We start from the raw sequence: 18,104 nt of genomic DNA, 5'->3' as shown, positions 1-18,104 counted from the left end.
TAAATATGGTAATCGATTATCTTCTCGCATTCCCTATCGTAAAATTTTTCACTAAAGTAGGAGTATTCGAATTCAAGAAAATGAGACCTAAACATTTTTACATATTGTCAGTTGTAACAGCAATCGTTATTTATTTTTATCAATTATTAGTGGAACGAACTATTGTAAAAGAGGTTAAAAAATATTAGAAGAAGTAATGTTGTTTATACCCCTTATAAAACAAAAGGCGTTGTTTTAGGATAATAATGAGATTAAAAATATTTTAACTAAACTTGCTGTTAGAAGTTCAGGGGTTATTCCATAGGGCGCTTTAATGGAATAAGGATCATAGAAATGATCAAACTTTTTTATAAAAGAATGATTCAATTGAATATAGAAAAAGCGTGTTTTGATCAATCTTTTTTCAAAACACGCTTTTTCTATTTGCTATTTTATCAAGGTTTATAGAGTTAATTTAATCAAACCCTATTTCATTGCTACAAAACTGTTTCAATAATAGGAAAAAAAGCTCGTTACGTAAGGTACTCCTTTCGTAACGAGCTGTTCATAGAGATGATTATACTTCCATAATAATTGGTAAAATCATTGGCTTTCGCTTTGTTCGTTCATATAAAAACGGACCGAGTAAATCTGTAATTTCATTTTTTATTTCAGACCATTGTGATGTTTTACGCTCCATTACCTCATTCAAATGATTCGATAGAAGCTTCTGAGATTCATGAATTAAGTCTCCAGATTCACGCATATAGACAAATCCTCGCGAGATTAAGTCAGGGCCAGCCGTAACCTTAAATTCCTTCATATTTAGGCTAACGACAACTACTACTAAACCTTCCTCTGATAAGATTCGGCGATCACGTAAAACGATATTACCAATATCACCAATTCCATTTCCGTCAACATACACAGAGCCGGAAGGAACCTTCCCAACGACACCTGCTTCTTCAGGATGAAGAGCTAACACATCTCCATTATCCATAATGAAACAATTTTGTTCGGGTATTCCACAATCCTGTGCTAATTGAATATGCATCTTTAGCATGCGGTATTCACCATGAATAGGCATGAAATATTGAGGCTTCATCAGTCTAAGCATTAATTTCTGTTCTTCTTGACCACCGTGACCAGATGTGTGTATATCATTTAATGAACCATGGATGACATTAGCGCCAGCACGAAAAAGTTGATTGATCGTTTTACTCACACTTAATGTATTTCCTGGAATTGGCGATGATGAAAAGACAACGGTGTCTCCAGGAATGATCTGGATTTGGCGGTGTGTTCCGTTAGCAATTCGTGATAATGCCGCCATAGGCTCACCTTGACTCCCTGTGCATAGAATCGTTACTTGATTGTCAGGAAGCTTATTCAGTTGAGATGTCTCAATAAATGTATTTTTCGGTGCTTGAATATAGCCTAATTCTTGTCCGATTGCTAAGGAGGATTCCATGCTGCGTCCGAAGACAGCGATTTTACGTCCATATTTCACAGCTGATTCCACAACTTGCTGCAGGCGATGAATATTCGATGCAAATGTAGCAAAGATGACTCTGCCTTCAACCTTACGGAAAATATTATCGATGCTTTCGCCAACTTTTCGCTCAGACATTGTAAATTCAGGTATTTCACTATTCGTACTATCTGATAATAAGCATAGTACGCCTTCTTCACCAATTTTGGCCATTTTTGTTAAGTTAGCAGGTTCTCCAACTGGAGTGAAATCAAACTTGAAATCACCCGTGTGTACAACACTACCAGGTGGAGTCTTCACGACAATTCCGTATGCATCAGGGATACTATGGGTCGTGCGAAAGAAGGATACTGACGTTTTCGTAAATTTGACGACTTGATCCTCATGAATTTCATGTAGCTTCGTTCTTCTTAGAAGCCCATGCTCTTCTAATTTCCCTTTCAGAAGTCCAAGAGCTAATTTTCCTCCGTATACTGGAACATTGACAGATCGTAATAAATATGGAATACCACCGATATGGTCTTCATGTCCGTGCGTAATAAAGAGTCCTTTAATTTTGTCCTCATTTTTAACTATATAAGTATAATCAGGAATGACATAATCAATACCGAGAAGCTCGTCCTCTGGAAACTTAATTCCGGCATCAATTAAAATAATTTCATCTTGAAATTGTACAGCATACGTATTTTTCCCGATTTCTCCGAGTCCACCTAATGCAAATACGGCTGTTTGGTTGTTTTTAACTTGTTTCATAAATTATACATTCTCCACTTTGTAATCTTCTTTTTGTTGTTCATATTCTAAGTATGGACCAGAGATCGGAGTAATAAACTCAATATTATATTGGCGTGAAGCTAATTTTAAACGAACTTCTGCTTCACTCTCCGCTTCAATAAAGAGAGATTCCGTAAACTCTCGTACTGGAACCTCGGAAAAATTATTTTGATAATACACTTTAAAAATCATTTAGCTACCTCTCCTTAATTGTGGTTATAGGTTCATTATAAAGTAAATACTTCCTAATTTCATGTTTTTCTTTTTTTATTTTCGATTAAGAAGAGTCAATGATTCACAAGTAGTCGTTTTTTTCTTTGATGTCATTAACGTTGAACTTCAAAATATCGTTTCTTTGGGAGTAGGTTCTTACATTTGTTTACGATTCGCTTTCTCCATTTTTTTAGCATATGATCCCGCCTTTCTTCACAATAGTGTTCTTTTCTGTAGTATGTGTTAGTTTATGTCAGTTTGTTCAAGGGAATTTTTGTAAAAACAAGAACTTGGAAAAATAAAATGCTCTAAAAAGTCACATGGACGTTTCAGAGCATCAACCTAACTTATGCTATATACCTTTTGGAAGATGACGTTTTAATTTGTCTGAGAAGTCCTCAATTCGATCATAAAACATAATACCATCAAGGTGATCTAATTCGTGTTGAAAAACAATGGCAATAAATCCTCTTAATCGTAATGTTACTTCTTCTCCGTCTAAGGTAGTTGCTTTAACGGTTATTCTTGAATGGCGTGGAACGTTACCTGGGATATCACGATCGACTGATAAGCAACCCTCTCCGCCTTCTAAATGATTTTCTTCGACTGAATGACTTATAACCTTTGGGTTAACGATGCCCATACTATATAAACGGTCTTGTTCATCCGTTGCATGAATGGCAAACATTCGCTTTGAAACACCAACCTGTGGGGCAGCTAATCCGACACCAGGGCGAAGGTCATGTTTTTCAGCTAATTCCGGGTCTTGACTATTAATAACAAAATCAAGCATGTCCTGTAACAGTGATCTATCTTCTTCATTTAAAGGTAAAGGAACCTCTGCTGCTTTTTGACGCAAAATAGGGTTTCCTTCTCGAACGATATCCTTCATTGTAATCATTTATGTATCACTCCTTGTTAACTTTAACACTAATGGGATAGTGGGCAAGCATTCTTTAATGTATTCTTATGTTAACGTGAAATAAGGAAAAAGCAAAGGTTGATGTTATAAAAATTTTCAAAAAACGAATTGGGGAATGTGCACAATTACGGCAAGTAATTGTGCACATTCTCGTGATTAGGGGATGAATATAGGAGAAATTAACCTCCGAATTTTGATGCGCCGACAATAATTAAGAGGATGAAAAGAACTACAATCAACGCAAAGCCCTTTCCAGCACCTCTGTCGCAGTGGCTAGGACCATATTGCATAGGACCATATTGCATTGGAGCTACTTGACCACCATAGCCATATCCACATGGGTCATAGCAACATTGTTGACCAGCACCGTAACCGTAACCAAACATGAGCCATTCCTCCTTTATAAGCGTATCGCATTGTAGCGATTCACTAATTACTGTATGCATGTTACATATAAGCGGTTGGACGTTTGCCCAATTCTGATCGTTTATTTTAATTTATTGTACTGGCTCATATTCATTGTACTTCGCTCATATAATAGCAACGTTTACATTTACATGGGCAAAAAAGATGTGTATGGTTAAGCTAGATATTAAAGTGAGAAGGAGGGGAGTTTTGTGAAATACATACAATTTTTACTAATAATTGGACTAGCATGTTTCGTGCTTACAGCTTGTGGTGGGGATCCAGCTCAAGACGTATATGAACACTTAGAGACAGCTGTTGAACTAGAACGACCATTTGAAGAACAACAACAATCTCTCTATCATGCTGAGGAAAGAGAAAATGAATTGTTTGATGAAGTTATAACGTTAGGGACGTCTGAATTAGACGAAATTGAACCTCTTATTGAAGAAGCGCTTGAATCGATTGAGACTAGATTATCGATGGTTGAGATTGAAGAGGAGAGCATTGAAGCAAGTTTTCATGAATTTAGTGAAATTGAACAATATGAAGATCAGTTTAATGAAACCGAATTGGAAGAGCTATATTCTTCATTATTAGAAACGATGAACACTCGTTATGATGCTTATCATTTATTAAATAAAGTGTACAAAGAAGCAGCACAAGCTGACCAAGATCTATTCGAAGCATTTCTTGATGAAGATTTAACACTTGAACGATTGCAGGGGCTTGTCGATCAAGTAAATGATCATTATGAATCTGTAGATCAGCATACGCAGTCTTTTAATGAGGCAACCGATTTATACAATGAGAGTAAAAGGAAATTCTACGAAGCATCAGATTTAAACATATCCTATGAATGAGTCAGATAAACGTGCTATATGTGCCTTCTATGAGAATGACTCATAGAAGGCATTTTTATCGAGTGAACGAGCTTTCTTTTATTAGGACGTGGCGCTGTGCTAAACGGAACCTCGTTGTGTTAAAAGAAAGAAATACGCCATTTTAGCATGAGAAGTGGAACGTCATTCTGCTAATACGCAAAAAGAAGAGAAAAGTGAAGCACGATAATAATGATATGACGAAGACTCTGTTTGAAACTGTATTATAAAAAAACATATTGATCTATAACACAGTTTTAAAATAAAAGGGTTGTTAGGGTGGAAAGGAATTGTTAAATGACACAATGATACAAAAGGATTGACGAATTTATACAAAGTAGGTTAGACTTATTTTTGAAGGTGACTATTGTATTAGTTATTGAAAAGTTTTACTAATACAGTCTCAGTTGTCGATAATTATTTCAGTTCTTTAAGGCTTTGACATGAAAAAGATCTACTTGAAACTGTTATGGATAAAGGTAGATTGGGTATTCTATGCTAGAGAATGGTCAATAGTCTTGAAATTAAATGAAACATTTAAGAACGACAGAACAGGTTCTTTATTTTTGAGGAAGAGGTGAAGGTGGAAATGAATACAAAAACGTTAGAACAAGTTGAAAGTCAATTTGAAGCGTTTCAAATTTTGGATGAGGATGGAAAGTTAGTAAATGAAGAAGCGATGCCTGAGCTAAGTGATGAACAACTTCAAGAGTTAATGAAGAGAATGGTTTACACACGCATTTGGGATCAACGGGCGATCTCATTAAACCGCCAAGGGCGTCTTGGTTTCTATGCCCCTGTAGCTGGACAAGAAGCTTCAATGCTTGGTTCACAATTTGCGTTAGACAAAGAAGATTGGATCTTGCCGGGATATCGCGATGTTCCACAAATTGTATTCCAAGGACTACCACTATATCAAGCTTTTTTATGGTCACGTGGACACTATGAAGGTGGACAAATGCCTGATGGGTTAAATGTATTGTTCCCACAAATTATTATTGGAGCCCAAATTGTTCAAACTGCCGGCGTTGCACTTGGGCTTAAGCGTAAAGGAAAAGAAAATATCGCATTAACATATACAGGTGACGGTGGTGCGTCGCAAGGTGACTTCTATGAAGGAATGAACTTCGCTGGTGCATATAATGCTCCTGCTGTATTTATTGTTCAGAATAACCGTTTTGCGATTTCAGTGCCGGTTGAGAAGCAATCGGCTGCAAAAACAATTGCTCAAAAAGCAGTTGCTGCTGGTATCGAGGGCATTCAAGTCGATGGAATGGATGTATTAGCTGTTTATAAAGCGACAAATGATGCTCGTAAACGTGCATTAGCTGGAGAAGGTCCTACGTTAATTGAAACATTAACATACCGTTATGGCCCTCATACGATGGCTGGGGATGACCCAACTCGATATCGATCTTCTGATTTAGATGATGAGTGGACAAAGAAAGATCCGCTTGTTCGTTTCCGTAAATTCTTAGAAGAAAAAGGACTTTGGAACGAAGAGAAAGAGAATGAAGTTGTTGAACAAGCGAAAGCAGACGTGAAAGAAGCGATAAAGAAAGCAGATGCTGCTCCTAAGCAAAAGGTAACAGATTTGATAGGCTTTATGTTCGAGGATTTACCAGCAAATCTTCGTGAGCAAATGGAACAATACACAGCAAAGGAGTCGAAGTAACCAATGGCGCAAATGACGATGATTCAAGCGATTACGGATGCAATGCGTAATGAGCTTAAAAATAATGAAGATGTACTTGTGTTTGGGGAAGACGTTGGTCAAAACGGTGGTGTGTTCCGTGCGACTGAAGGTCTGCAAAAGGAATTTGGGGAAGAACGTGTGTTTGATACACCACTTGCAGAATCTGGTATTGGTGGTTTAGCAATTGGTTTAGGTTTAACTGGCTTCCGTCCAGTGATGGAAATTCAATTTTTTGGATTTTTGTTCGAAGTCTTTGATTCAGTAGCAGGTCAAATGAATCGTATGCGTTACCGTACAGGAGGCAAGCTAACGTCACCAATCACTGTGCGCTCTCCATTTGGTGGTGGAGTTAAAACACCTGAAATGCACGCTGATAGCTTAGAAGGACTCGTCGCACAAACACCAGGTTTAAAGGTTGTTATTCCTTCAACACCATATGATGCAAAAGGTCTACTTATTTCAGCAATTCGTGATAATGATCCTGTTGTGTATCTTGAGCATATGAAGCTTTACCGTTCATTCCGTGGAGAAGTTCCTGAAGAGGAATATACGATTCCACTTGGAAAAGCGGATATTAAACGTGAAGGTAAAGACTTAACCATTGTTACATATGGCGCGATGGTACACTCATCATTAAAAGCGGCTGAGGAGCTTGAAAAAGAAGGGTATGATGTGGAGGTTATTGATTTAATGACCATTAGTCCTCTTGATATCGATACAATTATTGCATCTGTTGAGAAGACAAATCGTGCAATTGTTGTTCAAGAAGCTCAAAAGCAAGCTGGGATTGCAGCGAATGTTGTGGCGGAGATTACAGAGCGTGCAATCTTGAGCCTAGAAGCCCCTGTAAAGAGAATAACAGCACCTGATACTGTGTATCCTTTTGCTGCAGCGGAAGATGTTTGGTTACCAGACTACAAAGATATTGTTGAAACAGCAAAAGAAATCATTAACTTTTAATGTATGAATAAAAAGAAGGAAAGATATTTGTCTTTCCTTTTTACCGAATCGTTAAGAAACAAAGGAGGCACATAAGGTGGCATATCAGTTTAAGTTACCAGATATTGGTGAAGGTATTCACGAAGGTGAAATTGTTAAGTGGTTTGTAAAGGCAGGCGATGAGATTAAGGAAGATGACATTCTTCTTGAAGTTCAAAATGATAAAGCAGTAGTAGAAATTCCATCACCTGTTGATGGAAAGGTGCTTGAAGTAAAAGTTGAAGAAGGTACGGTTTCAATCGTAGGCGATGTTCTTCTAACGATTGATGCTGGAGATGCTAATCCTGCAGAGGAAGAAGAGACAGTAGAAGAGGAAAAAGATGAACCAATTGCAGAAAAGCAAGAGAAGTCAGAAGAATCACCTAAGACAGATCAAAATGGCTCTACTGAAAACACTCGTGTGATCGCAATGCCTTCTGTTCGTAAATATGCTCGGGACAATGACGTAACGATTGCAAATGTGTCAGGTACTGGTAAAAATGGACGCGTATTAAAAGAAGACATTGATGCATTCTTAAATGGTGATCAAGCGGCTCCAGCAGCTGGAGCAGAGAAAGAAGAAAAAACGGCAAAAGAATCAGCAAAGCCGGCTTCTATTCCTGTTGGTGAGCTAGAGGAACGTGTTCCTTTAAAAGGTGTGCGTAAAGCAATAGCGAAAGCGATGGTTAACTCAAAGCATACCGCGCCACATGTTACTCATATGGATGAGGTTGAAGTTTCAGGATTAGTTGCTCATCGTAAGCAGTACAAAGAGGTTGCTGCAGAGCAAGGTACGAAGCTAACTTATTTACCGTATGTAGTGAAGGCTCTAACTGCTGCATTACGTAAGTTCCCAACTCTTAATGCTTCAATCGATGATGCCAATGAAGAGATTGTTTATAAGAAGTATTTCAATATTGGAATTGCGGCAGATACGGAGCATGGACTATTTGTACCTGTTATTAAAGACGCAGATCGTAAATCGATTTTCGCATTAGCTGATGAGATTAATGAGCTTGCGGCTAAAGCTCGTGATGCTAAATTAAGCGGTGATGAAATGAAGGGCGGGTGCGCGACGATTTCAAATGTAGGTTCTGCGCGTGGCTTGTGGTTTACACCAGTTATTAATCACCCAGAAGTAGCCATTTTAGGTATTGGTCGAATTGAAGAGAAGCCTGTAGTGAAGGACGGCGAAATTGTTGCTGCACCTGTTCTTGCCCTCTCTATCAGTTACGATCATCGTCTAATTGATGGAGTAACAGCACAGAATGCACTTAATCATGTGAAACGCTTGTTAAATGATCCACAATTACTATTAATGGAGGGGTAACAGATGGTTGTAGGAGATTTCGCGAACGAAGTAGATACACTAGTCATTGGTTCAGGTCCTGGGGGATATGTTGCTGCTATTCGCGCAGCGCAGTTAGGACAAAAAGTAACAATTGTTGAGAAAGGTGATATTGGTGGTGTTTGCTTGAACATAGGTTGTATCCCATCAAAAGCACTTATTTCAGCAGGACATCGCTATCATCAAGCAAAAGCTTCTGAAGATATGGGAATCGTTGCTGAAAATGTTTCCATTAATTTCGATAAGGTTCAAGAGTGGAAAGCATCCGTTGTTAAGAAATTAACAGGTGGAGTTGAAGTCTTGTTAAAAGGGAACAAAGTTGAGATTGTCAAAGGTGAAGCATATTTTGCGTCGGAGAATTCTGTACGTATTATGGATGAGTCAAGCGCTCAAACATACAATTTCAAAAATTGTATTATTGCAACGGGCTCTCGTCCAATCGAAATTCCAGCATTTAAATATACGAAGCGAGTTATTAATTCAACGGGTGCACTTGCTCTTAAAGAAGTACCAAAGAAAATGGTTGTCATTGGTGGGGGCTATATTGGGATCGAGCTAACAGGTGCGTTTTCAAATATGGGCACTGAGGTTGTTGTTCTAGAAGGAACGAAACAAATTCTTGGTGGATTTGAGAAGCAAATGGCTAAGCTTGTTGAACGCCGTCTTAAGAAGAATAATGTTGATTTCAAATTCGAAGCGATGGCTCAAAGTGTAGAAGAGACAGAAGATGGTGTGAAAGTAACGGCTGAAGTAAATGGCAAAGAGGAAGTATTCGAAGCGGATTATTGCCTTGTCACTGTTGGACGTAGACCAAACACAGATGAACTTGGCCTAGAGCAAGTCGGAGTTGAAATGACAGATCGTGGAATTGTTAAGGTTGATAAGCAATTACGCACAAATGTATCTAACATCTTTGCAATTGGTGACATTGTAGACGGACCACCTCTTGCTCATAAAGCATCTTATGAAGGTAAAATTGCAGCTGAGGCTATTGCAGGTGAAAAGTCGGAAATTGACTATTTAGCGATTCCAGCGGTTGTCTTCTCGGAGCCTGAATTAGCAAGTGTTGGATATGATGAAGAAGGTGCAAAAGAAGCAGGCTTTGATATAGTTGCAGCGAAATTCCCATTCGCCGCTAACGGACGTGCGTTATCATTAAATGATGCTGACGGTTTCATGAAGCTTGTAACACGTAAGGAAGATGGTCTTGTCATTGGAGCACAAATTGCCGGGCCTAATGCTTCTGATATGATTTCAGAGCTTGGTTTAGCAATCGAAACAGGAATGACAGCAGAAGATATCGCATTAACCATTCATGCTCATCCAACATTAGGTGAGATTACAATGGAAGCAGCTGAAGTTGCACTTGGTACACCTATTCACATTGTGAAATAAAGGTAAAGCCGTACGGAAACAGTGAATCTGTTTCCGTACTTTCGTTTGAGGGTAAGAAAGTATTGTTAACTCGATAGAAGAAGGGTATTCCGAAAGATTAATTGTCTCTTTCGGAATACCCTATTTTCCTTTGATTTGGATAGCCATTTAAGGTGTCTCCTCCTCTAAAAACAGATCAAACAGCTCTGTAATAATTTCTTCTTCTGTAAGGATTCCTTCCATACGTAGGTGTTCATTTTCGCCAGTTACTACAATCATTGTTGGAAACTCATTGATTTCAAAATATCTAATTACATCTCGTTCATTAAGATCAACAATAATAAATGTGAGCATTTCATCTTCGAAATGTTGTTGTAATGTTAAGAATGCATCATAATATGTATTTTCATCCTGTATGGAGGTAGAGTCCGAAAATAGGACAGTGACCATTTCATCATCCGGATGATTTAAAGGGTTTTCTTCGGTGGAGGCGACGGAAACACAAGCAGTTAGAATAAACATAGAGCTTAACAGAAAGACCATGATGTACTTGTCCAACGCAGTTCACTTCCTTTGCATACTGACTAGCATTGTTTCTCCATTTTAGCATGCAAGAACGTCCCTAATAGCTAAGTAACAAAAATGTAATGAAATAGAAATATTTTGCATAAATTCAGGAAAAGAGTAAAATTAATCAGTTAAAGATGGTTTGTTAAAAATATAAGAGGGATAACTCTTTTCTTCAATTGATACACGCCTTTCATCACTTGTAATTTGAGTTAAATCTTTCATCACTCTTTGAAGAGATAACAGCTCACGACATACTTGATGTAAAAATAAATCTTCGTGCTTATGCTTGTTTAAAAGTTGTTTTAACTGTTCTAAACAAATATAATGTTCTGTCGTAACTTGGTGATAAGGGTCCATTAATATAGCCGAAAATGAATCAATTGCTCGCCGTAACACCTCTTGATCTCCATTCGAAAAATGATGGTTAACTCGGGTATGAGCTAATTTACCCAAATGAAAAAGAATAAAATGTAAATAGTCCATTTTTTTTTGCAAATAGCTGAATGATCTTCTTTCTAATTCTGTTGATCGACGGTATACCCACTCGTCTATTTGAAAATGAATAAATTGATAAGCTTTTATTAGATCATCTTGTAATAATCGGTAATGTAATGTTTGGTTCTGCTCATTTTGATTAAAGTGATCTTCCATAATGGCATGAATACAATGAGCAGTTTGTGAAAATAAATAATTGACTTTGTTAGACAGAATTGGCCCGAATTGTGGTGGTAAAATAAGAAAATTAATAAGTGTAGAAACGATAATACCGATAGAAGTCCCTGTAATTCTTTGAGCGAAGTCTGAAACCAAATCTAGTGAAGTGGCTGGTATCATTGCAACGGCTGTTAGTGTGGCGACGAGAGTCCCTGTATCAAGTTTTAGCTTCATGCAAGCCATAATCGTCAATATAGAAACGATGCCATACGTGATGGGTGTTGGGCCTAACAACTTTGTTAGGAAAATAGCAAACATGGCTCCAATAGCAGCGGCAGGTAATCGAATTAGACCTTTTTTTATTGAATCAGCTGCTGTCGGCTCGATCGTCACAATCGCTGTTACAACTGCAAAAGTCGGTGGGATATTAATGAAGTGACAAATGGTCGCCGTAATGAAGACAGACAAGCCTGTTTTTAATACGCGTCTACCAATCCATCCTTTCATAATCATCCTCCCAATAAGAAGTCACCAAAAAAGTTAAAATCAAACTTTTTCAGTGCATTCCCCAATAAGCCTTTTTTAGTATTTATGACAAAAAGTGATATTTATAGTATGTCATAAATAAATTCCTGTTATACTTATGGAGGTGAAGGAGTGAAAGGAAATGAGGAATCTATATTGGATCGTGATCTTTTGTTTGTGCTTTCTTATTGGATGCGAACAAACAGTAGATGAGGAGATTGATGAGAATCAATTAGATGAGCAACATCAAATAGCAAATGAAAAAGATGAACAAATAGATGAAGATGTGCAAGGTGTTAAAGAAGATGATGACGAGCGCGCGGAAAATGTAGAGAAAGAGGAAGTTGAAGAGTCTAACTATTACCGCGTAAATGAAGCGAATTGGAATATAGAACCAATTGATGAGGGGAATGAACAGGTTGTCTTATTAACGATTGATGATGCTCCTGCTAAGCATTCAATGGAAATGGCAGAGACGTTATATACATTAGGTGTTAATGCAATTTTCTTTGTGAATGGTCATCTTCTTAATGAAGAGGGGAAGGAAGTCGTCAAACGTTTGCATGAGATGGGCTTTGAAATCGGAAATCATACGATGAATCATCCGAACATGAGCGAATTATCAGAAGAAGAACAACATTTCGAAATAATCGAGCTTAACGATATTCTTTATGAAATTACAGGTGAATATCCGCGTTTTTATCGTGCACCATTTGGTGATAATACAGATGTTTCGAATGAATTAATAGAAGAGCTAGATATGACGAGGATGAACTGGACGTATGGATATGATTGGGAAACCGATTACCTAGATCCTGAACCGTTGGCCGATATAATGGTAAATGCGCCAGAATTACAAAATGGTGCGAATTTACTTATGCACGATCGAAAATGGACGGCTGATGCGTTGGAGAAAATTGTACATGGACTTCAGGCAAAAGGATATGAAGTTGTCGACCCAACACTTATTAAGGTGGAGTAGGAAAATCTCTACTTGCTAATCAAATGAGAGCAAGGTAAAATAATCGTCATATGATAATTTAGGGGGAATCTAAGGCGTGTTAAAGTCGAGATGGTTACTCTCTGCATGTTTCATTCTTTTAGTAGGTTGTCAAATGAATGATGAGCCTATAGAAGAACAAGAGATGGATGAAAATAAGGCAGCTGAGACAAAGCAACAAGATGTTAAAGAAAAAGATGATGTAGAGGAAGGATCAACAGAAGTGGATGATTCACTTCAACTTTTATCTATGGAACGGCTAAATGATCAACCACACTTTATGCTAGATGATTTATTAGATATAATTGGTGGAGAATATGATTTTGATGACGTGCATCGTACTGTTGAAATAACAATAAACGATGACTCCTTTTATTTAATAGATGAAGTTCCTGTATTAGAGCGTAATGGACAATATGTTGCAACCGATGAAATTCATTTAACTATAGTGGAGGAAAAAGATGATTATTCTGTTTTTCTTCCCGTTGCATTTATTGAGAAAGGGCTAGATATTCCAGTTCAAATAGAAAGAGAAACGATAGAATTTCACTGGTATGGTCCAACAGAACGAGTAGGAGGTCCACCAGAAGATTTTGATATGTCTGATTGGGATGTAGATGAAATGGTTGACTATCTATCTTTTCTCGAAAGCCCTATTCAGGGAGCTCAAGTGAGTCGTCAGCCTAGTCATTTGCCTGGTGCACCGCGAGATTATCGCAATGGGTTTCATGAAGGAATTGATTGGTATGGCTATGCTACAGGTGAAGCGATTACACCAGAAACTCCTATCTATGCGATGGGGGAAGGGGTTGTCGTTCGTGTTGATCATGACTTTAAGGAATATTCATCTCCTGAGGAGCGCAATGAAGATTTAGCTTATACGGTTGAAATACAAGATACTCCGGAATACATTTTTGATCGATTGCGTGGTATGCAAGTATGGGTTGAATATCCAGGTGGTGTCATGAATCGATTTGCTCATTTATCTGGAATTCCCGAAGATTTGCAAGTAGGTGACACGGTAGATGCTGAAACAGTTATTGGTTATGTAGGAAATACAGGTACAAGCTTCTCTGTTAATGGCGATGAAATGGGTGGCCTTCATTTACATCAAGATCTACTCATATATGGCGAATTATTTTGGGAGCCTTTTACGTTAGATGAGACATCAACGATATTACAACGTATTTGGGAATGAATAGGGGACCTGCATGAGCTATTATTGCTCATGCAGGTTTTTAAAGGTCAGTAACTAAATTGCTTTTTTACGTTCACTGAATCGCTTTGTGTTCTTTAATCACTCGTAATGTGTTGAAGCTTTCGTCTTCTGGTCCTTGAACAGGTAAGCCATTAGAAAGATTTTCTGTAATGTACTGCAAATTGTCAGTTGTAATAATTTCTCCTGGAATTAATACTGGAATTCCTGGTGGGTATACCATAATGAATTCGGCAATAATACGTCCCGCTGATTTTGAAAATGGAACAATCTCGGTATCAGCATAGAAGGCATCACGTGGTGATAGTGATAAAGTAGGTATATTCGGTACTGATACAGGTTTATGATCTTGATTCGGTTGTATTTTTTTTTCGGAGGCTAAATGTCTTAAAGCATCAACTAGCTTATTAATTTTCTCTTTCGTATCACCGAGTGTAATAATGCACAAAATGTTGTACAAATCAGAAAGTTCGACTTCGATTGAATAATTCTTGCGTAACCAAAGCTCAACATCATGCCCACTAATGCCTAGCTGTCTAACAGAAATAATCAATTTGGTCGGATCCATATCGTAGGTTGCAGGAGTACCGAGAATGTCTTTATCGACACAAGTAAGGCCGCTTATATCATTAATTTCTTTGCGGGCGTCATTTGCAAGCCGAATGGCTTCATCTAGTAATGCTACGCCTTTTGTTGCAAGTTGCATACGAGCTGTATCTAGAGATGAAAGCAAAAGGTAAGACGTGGATGTCGTTGTGAGCATACTGATAATTGCTTGTACTCTTTTAGGAGATACGAGTCCTTCTTTTACATTTAAGATCGAGCTCTGTGTCATTGATCCACCAAGTTTGTGTACACTTGTTGCTGCCATATCAGCCCCTGCTTGCATAGCTGATAGTGGTAAGTCAGGATGGAAATGAATATGAACACCATGGGCCTCATCAACAAGAACAGGGATTTGATACGAATGAGCCAATTCTACAATTTGCTTTAAATTCCCTGATATTCCGAAATAAGTTGGATTAATCACTAGTAGCCCTTTTGCATCAGCGTGTGCATGTATAGCCTTTTCTACTGAATCAACCGTTATACCGTGTGAAATTCCAAGGTTCTCATCAATCTCTGGATGTATAAAGATGGGGGTAGCACCAGAAAAAATAATGGCAGACATAATCGATTTATGTACGTTGCGTGGGACAATAATTTTATCCCCTGGCCCACATACAGCCATAATCATCGTCATAATAGCTCCACTCGTACCTTGTACGGAAAAAAAAGTGAAGTCAGCTCCAAAAGCTTCTGCTGCTAACTCTTGTGCTTCTTTAATGATTCCATTTGGATGGTGTAAATCATCTAACGGTGCAATATTAATTAAGTCTATTGCAAGTGCATTTTCGCCAATAAATTGTCTAAATTCAGGGTCCATCCCTGCTCCTTGTTTGTGACCAGGGATGTGAAATTGGATTGGTTGCTTTTCTGCGTGTTGACGAACACCAGTGAACAACGGTGTAAGATGTTGTCGAGACAACGGGTTCACCTCTTTTGTATAATAATCATCGCTAAAACAAAATGAGTATATCAGAAATAAGTTATAATTCCTAGAATGTTTTTGTTTTTTGATTCGATAGTTCCTCGTTGATTAGGGTGTCAAAATTGGTGATAATAAACAAAGAAAGGATGTGAATAAGATGGATCGATCTTTACCAATTTCTTTAGACTGGAGTACGGAAGAAGTGGTTGATGTTATTCAGTTTTTTGAATGTATTGAATTAACGTACAAGCAGCCAATAAACCGCGAAACGATTCTACATAAATATCGCCGTTTTAAAGAAATCGTTCCTAGCAAAAGCGAAGAGAAGACGTTATGTAAGCAGTACGATGAAGAACTCAATATATCGACATATCAAGTGGTGAAACGAGCAAGAGAAAGTCAAGATCAAATGATTAAAAGTGAGCGTCAAAAGTAAGAAAGTGTTCCAAAGGGTTTTGGCCTTTTGGAACACATAAGCAGTTGAAATATGCTCTATTCATTTGCACTCATCGCTAATTGATATAAAGGTAATAATTCTTCATACGTACGTTTTACATACTCCACTAGCTTTTCTTTGTCTTGAACAACCTCATCATTAGGTGTTAAATGTTTACCAATTAAGAACTCTGCCTTTTTCACATCCCTTAAACGAATAAGAGATTGCTTTAATTCTTCTTCAGAAAAGTTAACTAATGGTTTCGCGTCCTTTTTCATATGATCTAATGAAACAACCATGTCGTTTGAAAGCGAAGAAAATAAGTCTAATTCATTTAGAAAACAATTGGCGATGGCTGATTTTGCTGGTAACTCATATATGAACGCCAACCAGATAAATAGATGGTCATCAAATAATCCTAATTGGAAATGGGGATGTTTTTTATAGCCGCGCTTGTTGTCAGCGATGGCCAACCACGTATCGTTTGGTGGATTTACTTTTCTTCTAGCGTGTTTAGCAATGTGTAAATACATTTCATTTCCAATCAACATCGATAAATCAGTTGTTAATTGTGAACCAATATCTTGGAATTTGGGTTGAATTTGATTTTGGATGGCAGTCATTCGCTCATCTAATCCTTCTAACTGAAAAACGTGAAAATCTTCCTTTGTAAAACCACTCATATTTATACCTCACTTTTCCTGTTGTTCATTTCCTTTAGCCATTGTTAATAACAAAATAGTCATGACTGATTTCCTTTATATTATCATATTTTCACGCTGTGTCGAAAAGATGTGCATTATAAAAATTTCCCCCTATTCCTCATTTCTTTTGTCGTTGCTCTTGATTTTTTCTGAAAATTCACTTAAAATAATAACTATAAATAACTGAAAATTTAGTTAACTATTAATGACAGTTATTCGAGCCATTGAAAAAAGGGAGTGTAGCAAATGGAACAAGTAATGAATACGTTGAAACGAAAAGACGGAAGAGATAGAATCCCTGTGTTGCGTCTCGAAATAGATTATGAGCTTGTTACCTTACATGATGCAATGGCAACAGAAAATTTAGATGAAATGAAGGCTGCTAAATGTAGACTAAGACAGCTTCATGCAGAATTAGTAGAATATGGATTTTTCCGTTAAACGTATTGAGATGTGCAAAGGAAGTTTGACTTCAAGCGCATCTCTTTCTCATTTTTCAAAAAACTAGTAAGTCGTGCTACCTCATACTTGATTCAATATGGTCATTCACGTCATAATGGAAGGAAGTCAAAAGGTTCATTTCAACAATGAGGAGGTATGATGTGATGTCAAATGATTGGTGTGAAATTGAAAAGGTAGCAAAATCATGGATCTATGAAGCAGCGCAGATCATAAAGAGTTCGTTTGCTTCGTCAATACATATTGAAACGAAATCAAATCCAAATGATCTTGTAACAGAAGTGGACAAGGCAATAGAATCGTTTTTTTATCATAAAATTAAGGAAGCGTTTCCGGAACATTTTTTTCTCGGAGAAGAGGGAATTGCGGAAGAATTACAATCATTAAAAGGGACAGTTTGGTTAATCGATCCAATTGATGGAACGATGAATTTTATTCATCAGAAATATAATTTTGCCATTTCAATTGGAGTCTATCAAGATGGTATAGGTATGGTTGGTTTAATTTATGATGTAATGGCAGATGAACTGTTTCATGCTGTTCGAGGGAAGGGTGCTTTTTTAAATGAAGAACCACTTGTTCCTGTTAAAGAAAGACCTGTTGAAGAAGCGATTATCGGAATTAATGCTCGGTGGTTAATTGAGGGAAGAAACCCTTATCGAAATCCTTTATCAGCACTTGTACGAGATGTACGTGGTACTCGTTCAATTGGATCGGCAGCGATTGAACTAGCATACTTAGCAGCTGATCGATTAGATGGCTATATAAGTGTGAAATTATCTCCGTGGGATTATGCGGCCGGCTTAGTTTTACTTGAAGAAGTTGGTTGTAGAGCTTCAAATTTTCAAGGAGACCGTTTAAGCTTATTAGAGCCAGGCACATTTATTGCTGGAAAGCCTCATGTGCATAAAGAAATTATCTCTTTGTATTTAGGTGAGGATCATTAG

18 protein-coding genes are annotated in these 18,104 nt (G+C 37.6%); 10 read left to right on the top strand and 8 right to left on the bottom strand.

Going from position 1 to position 18,104, the window contains the following annotated elements; translation table 11 throughout:
• Positions 1-556: 556 nt before the first annotated feature.
• From rnjA to ACERJO_RS05725, 4 genes are all read right to left on the bottom strand, one after another.
• The gene (gene rnjA, locus ACERJO_RS05740; RefSeq protein ID WP_247103745.1) at positions 557-2,224 is read right to left on the bottom strand and encodes a ribonuclease J1; all 1,668 of its coding nucleotides are present in this window, start codon (positions 2,222-2,224) and stop codon (positions 557-559) included.
• Between the two features lie 3 nt (positions 2,225-2,227).
• Complete coding sequence (locus tag ACERJO_RS05735; RefSeq protein WP_035341958.1) at positions 2,228-2,437, bottom strand: DNA-dependent RNA polymerase subunit epsilon; 210 nt, start codon at positions 2,435-2,437, stop codon at positions 2,228-2,230.
• A 373-nt stretch (positions 2,438-2,810) separates the two neighbouring features.
• Complete coding sequence (gene def / locus ACERJO_RS05730) at positions 2,811-3,359, bottom strand: peptide deformylase (RefSeq protein WP_247103747.1); 549 nt, start codon at positions 3,357-3,359, stop codon at positions 2,811-2,813.
• A 200-nt stretch (positions 3,360-3,559) separates the two neighbouring features.
• A complete protein-coding gene (locus tag ACERJO_RS05725; protein ID WP_373646857.1) occupies positions 3,560-3,670 on the bottom strand; it encodes a YjcZ family sporulation protein in 111 nt (36 codons plus the stop codon).
• A gap of 327 nt (positions 3,671-3,997) precedes the next feature.
• Between ACERJO_RS05725 and ACERJO_RS05720 the strand changes: the two genes are divergently transcribed.
• From ACERJO_RS05720 to lpdA, 5 genes are all read left to right on the top strand, one after another.
• On the top strand, positions 3,998-4,648 hold the full coding sequence (locus ACERJO_RS05720) for a YkyA family protein (protein ID WP_247103753.1): 651 nt from the start codon (positions 3,998-4,000) through the stop codon (positions 4,646-4,648).
• 607 nt (positions 4,649-5,255) lie between these two features.
• Positions 5,256-6,341, top strand: a complete 1,086-nt coding sequence (pdhA, locus tag ACERJO_RS05715; RefSeq protein WP_373646846.1) for a pyruvate dehydrogenase (acetyl-transferring) E1 component subunit alpha — start codon at positions 5,256-5,258, stop codon at positions 6,339-6,341.
• Positions 6,342-6,344: 3 nt separating this feature from the next.
• Positions 6,345-7,322 (top strand): alpha-ketoacid dehydrogenase subunit beta, encoded by a 978-nt coding sequence (locus ACERJO_RS05710; RefSeq protein WP_247103755.1) that lies wholly within the window; start codon positions 6,345-6,347, stop codon positions 7,320-7,322.
• Positions 7,323-7,398: 76 nt separating this feature from the next.
• On the top strand, positions 7,399-8,670 hold the full coding sequence (locus ACERJO_RS05705) for a dihydrolipoamide acetyltransferase family protein (protein ID WP_373646845.1): 1,272 nt from the start codon (positions 7,399-7,401) through the stop codon (positions 8,668-8,670).
• Positions 8,671-8,673: 3 nt separating this feature from the next.
• A complete protein-coding gene (gene lpdA, locus ACERJO_RS05700) occupies positions 8,674-10,083 on the top strand; it encodes a dihydrolipoyl dehydrogenase (protein ID WP_373646844.1) in 1,410 nt (469 codons plus the stop codon).
• Positions 10,084-10,230: 147 nt separating this feature from the next.
• On the opposite strand, the gene ACERJO_RS05695 is transcribed toward lpdA, so the two are convergent.
• Positions 10,231-10,620, bottom strand: coding sequence for a hypothetical protein (locus ACERJO_RS05695; RefSeq protein WP_247103760.1), 390 nt, complete (start codon positions 10,618-10,620; stop codon positions 10,231-10,233).
• A 132-nt stretch (positions 10,621-10,752) separates the two neighbouring features.
• On the bottom strand, positions 10,753-11,793 hold the full coding sequence (locus ACERJO_RS05690) for an FUSC family protein (RefSeq protein ID WP_247103767.1): 1,041 nt from the start codon (positions 11,791-11,793) through the stop codon (positions 10,753-10,755).
• Between the two features lie 160 nt (positions 11,794-11,953).
• Between ACERJO_RS05690 and ACERJO_RS05685 the strand changes: the two genes are divergently transcribed.
• Positions 11,954-12,793: a polysaccharide deacetylase family protein gene (locus tag ACERJO_RS05685; RefSeq protein WP_373646843.1), complete on the top strand. Its 840-nt coding sequence runs from the start codon at positions 11,954-11,956 to the stop codon at positions 12,791-12,793.
• A 76-nt stretch (positions 12,794-12,869) separates the two neighbouring features.
• Complete coding sequence (locus tag ACERJO_RS05680) at positions 12,870-14,009, top strand: M23 family metallopeptidase (RefSeq protein ID WP_373646842.1); 1,140 nt, start codon at positions 12,870-12,872, stop codon at positions 14,007-14,009.
• Positions 14,010-14,082: 73 nt separating this feature from the next.
• On the opposite strand, the gene ACERJO_RS05675 is transcribed toward ACERJO_RS05680, so the two are convergent.
• The gene (locus ACERJO_RS05675) at positions 14,083-15,555 is read right to left on the bottom strand and encodes an aminotransferase class I/II-fold pyridoxal phosphate-dependent enzyme (protein ID WP_252120652.1); all 1,473 of its coding nucleotides are present in this window, start codon (positions 15,553-15,555) and stop codon (positions 14,083-14,085) included.
• Positions 15,556-15,715: 160 nt separating this feature from the next.
• On the opposite strand from ACERJO_RS05675, the gene ACERJO_RS05670 reads away from it, so the two are divergent.
• Positions 15,716-15,994, top strand: coding sequence for a UPF0223 family protein (locus ACERJO_RS05670; RefSeq protein ID WP_247103774.1), 279 nt, complete (start codon positions 15,716-15,718; stop codon positions 15,992-15,994).
• Positions 15,995-16,050: 56 nt separating this feature from the next.
• On the opposite strand, the gene ACERJO_RS05665 is transcribed toward ACERJO_RS05670, so the two are convergent.
• Positions 16,051-16,683: a YktB family protein gene (locus tag ACERJO_RS05665; protein WP_373646855.1), complete on the bottom strand. Its 633-nt coding sequence runs from the start codon at positions 16,681-16,683 to the stop codon at positions 16,051-16,053.
• A 261-nt stretch (positions 16,684-16,944) separates the two neighbouring features.
• Here ACERJO_RS05665 and ACERJO_RS05660 point away from each other — a divergent pair, with 261 nt between their 5' ends.
• Together ACERJO_RS05660 and ACERJO_RS05655 are read left to right on the top strand one after the other, a co-directional pair.
• Positions 16,945-17,139 carry a hypothetical protein gene (locus ACERJO_RS05660; RefSeq protein ID WP_373646841.1) on the top strand — a complete coding sequence of 65 codons (195 nt, stop codon included), beginning with the start codon at positions 16,945-16,947 and terminating at the stop codon, positions 17,137-17,139.
• A 164-nt stretch (positions 17,140-17,303) separates the two neighbouring features.
• Complete coding sequence (locus ACERJO_RS05655) at positions 17,304-18,104, top strand: inositol monophosphatase family protein (protein WP_247103783.1); 801 nt, start codon at positions 17,304-17,306, stop codon at positions 18,102-18,104.

The sequence above is a fragment of the Halalkalibacter sp. AB-rgal2 genome (assembly GCF_041821005.1).
In the GTDB taxonomy this organism is placed as follows: Bacteria; Bacillota; Bacilli; order Bacillales; family Bacillaceae_D; genus Halalkalibacter.
The sequence above is the reverse complement of the archived record's forward strand: the minus strand, read 5'-3'. Positions and strand labels throughout refer to the sequence as shown.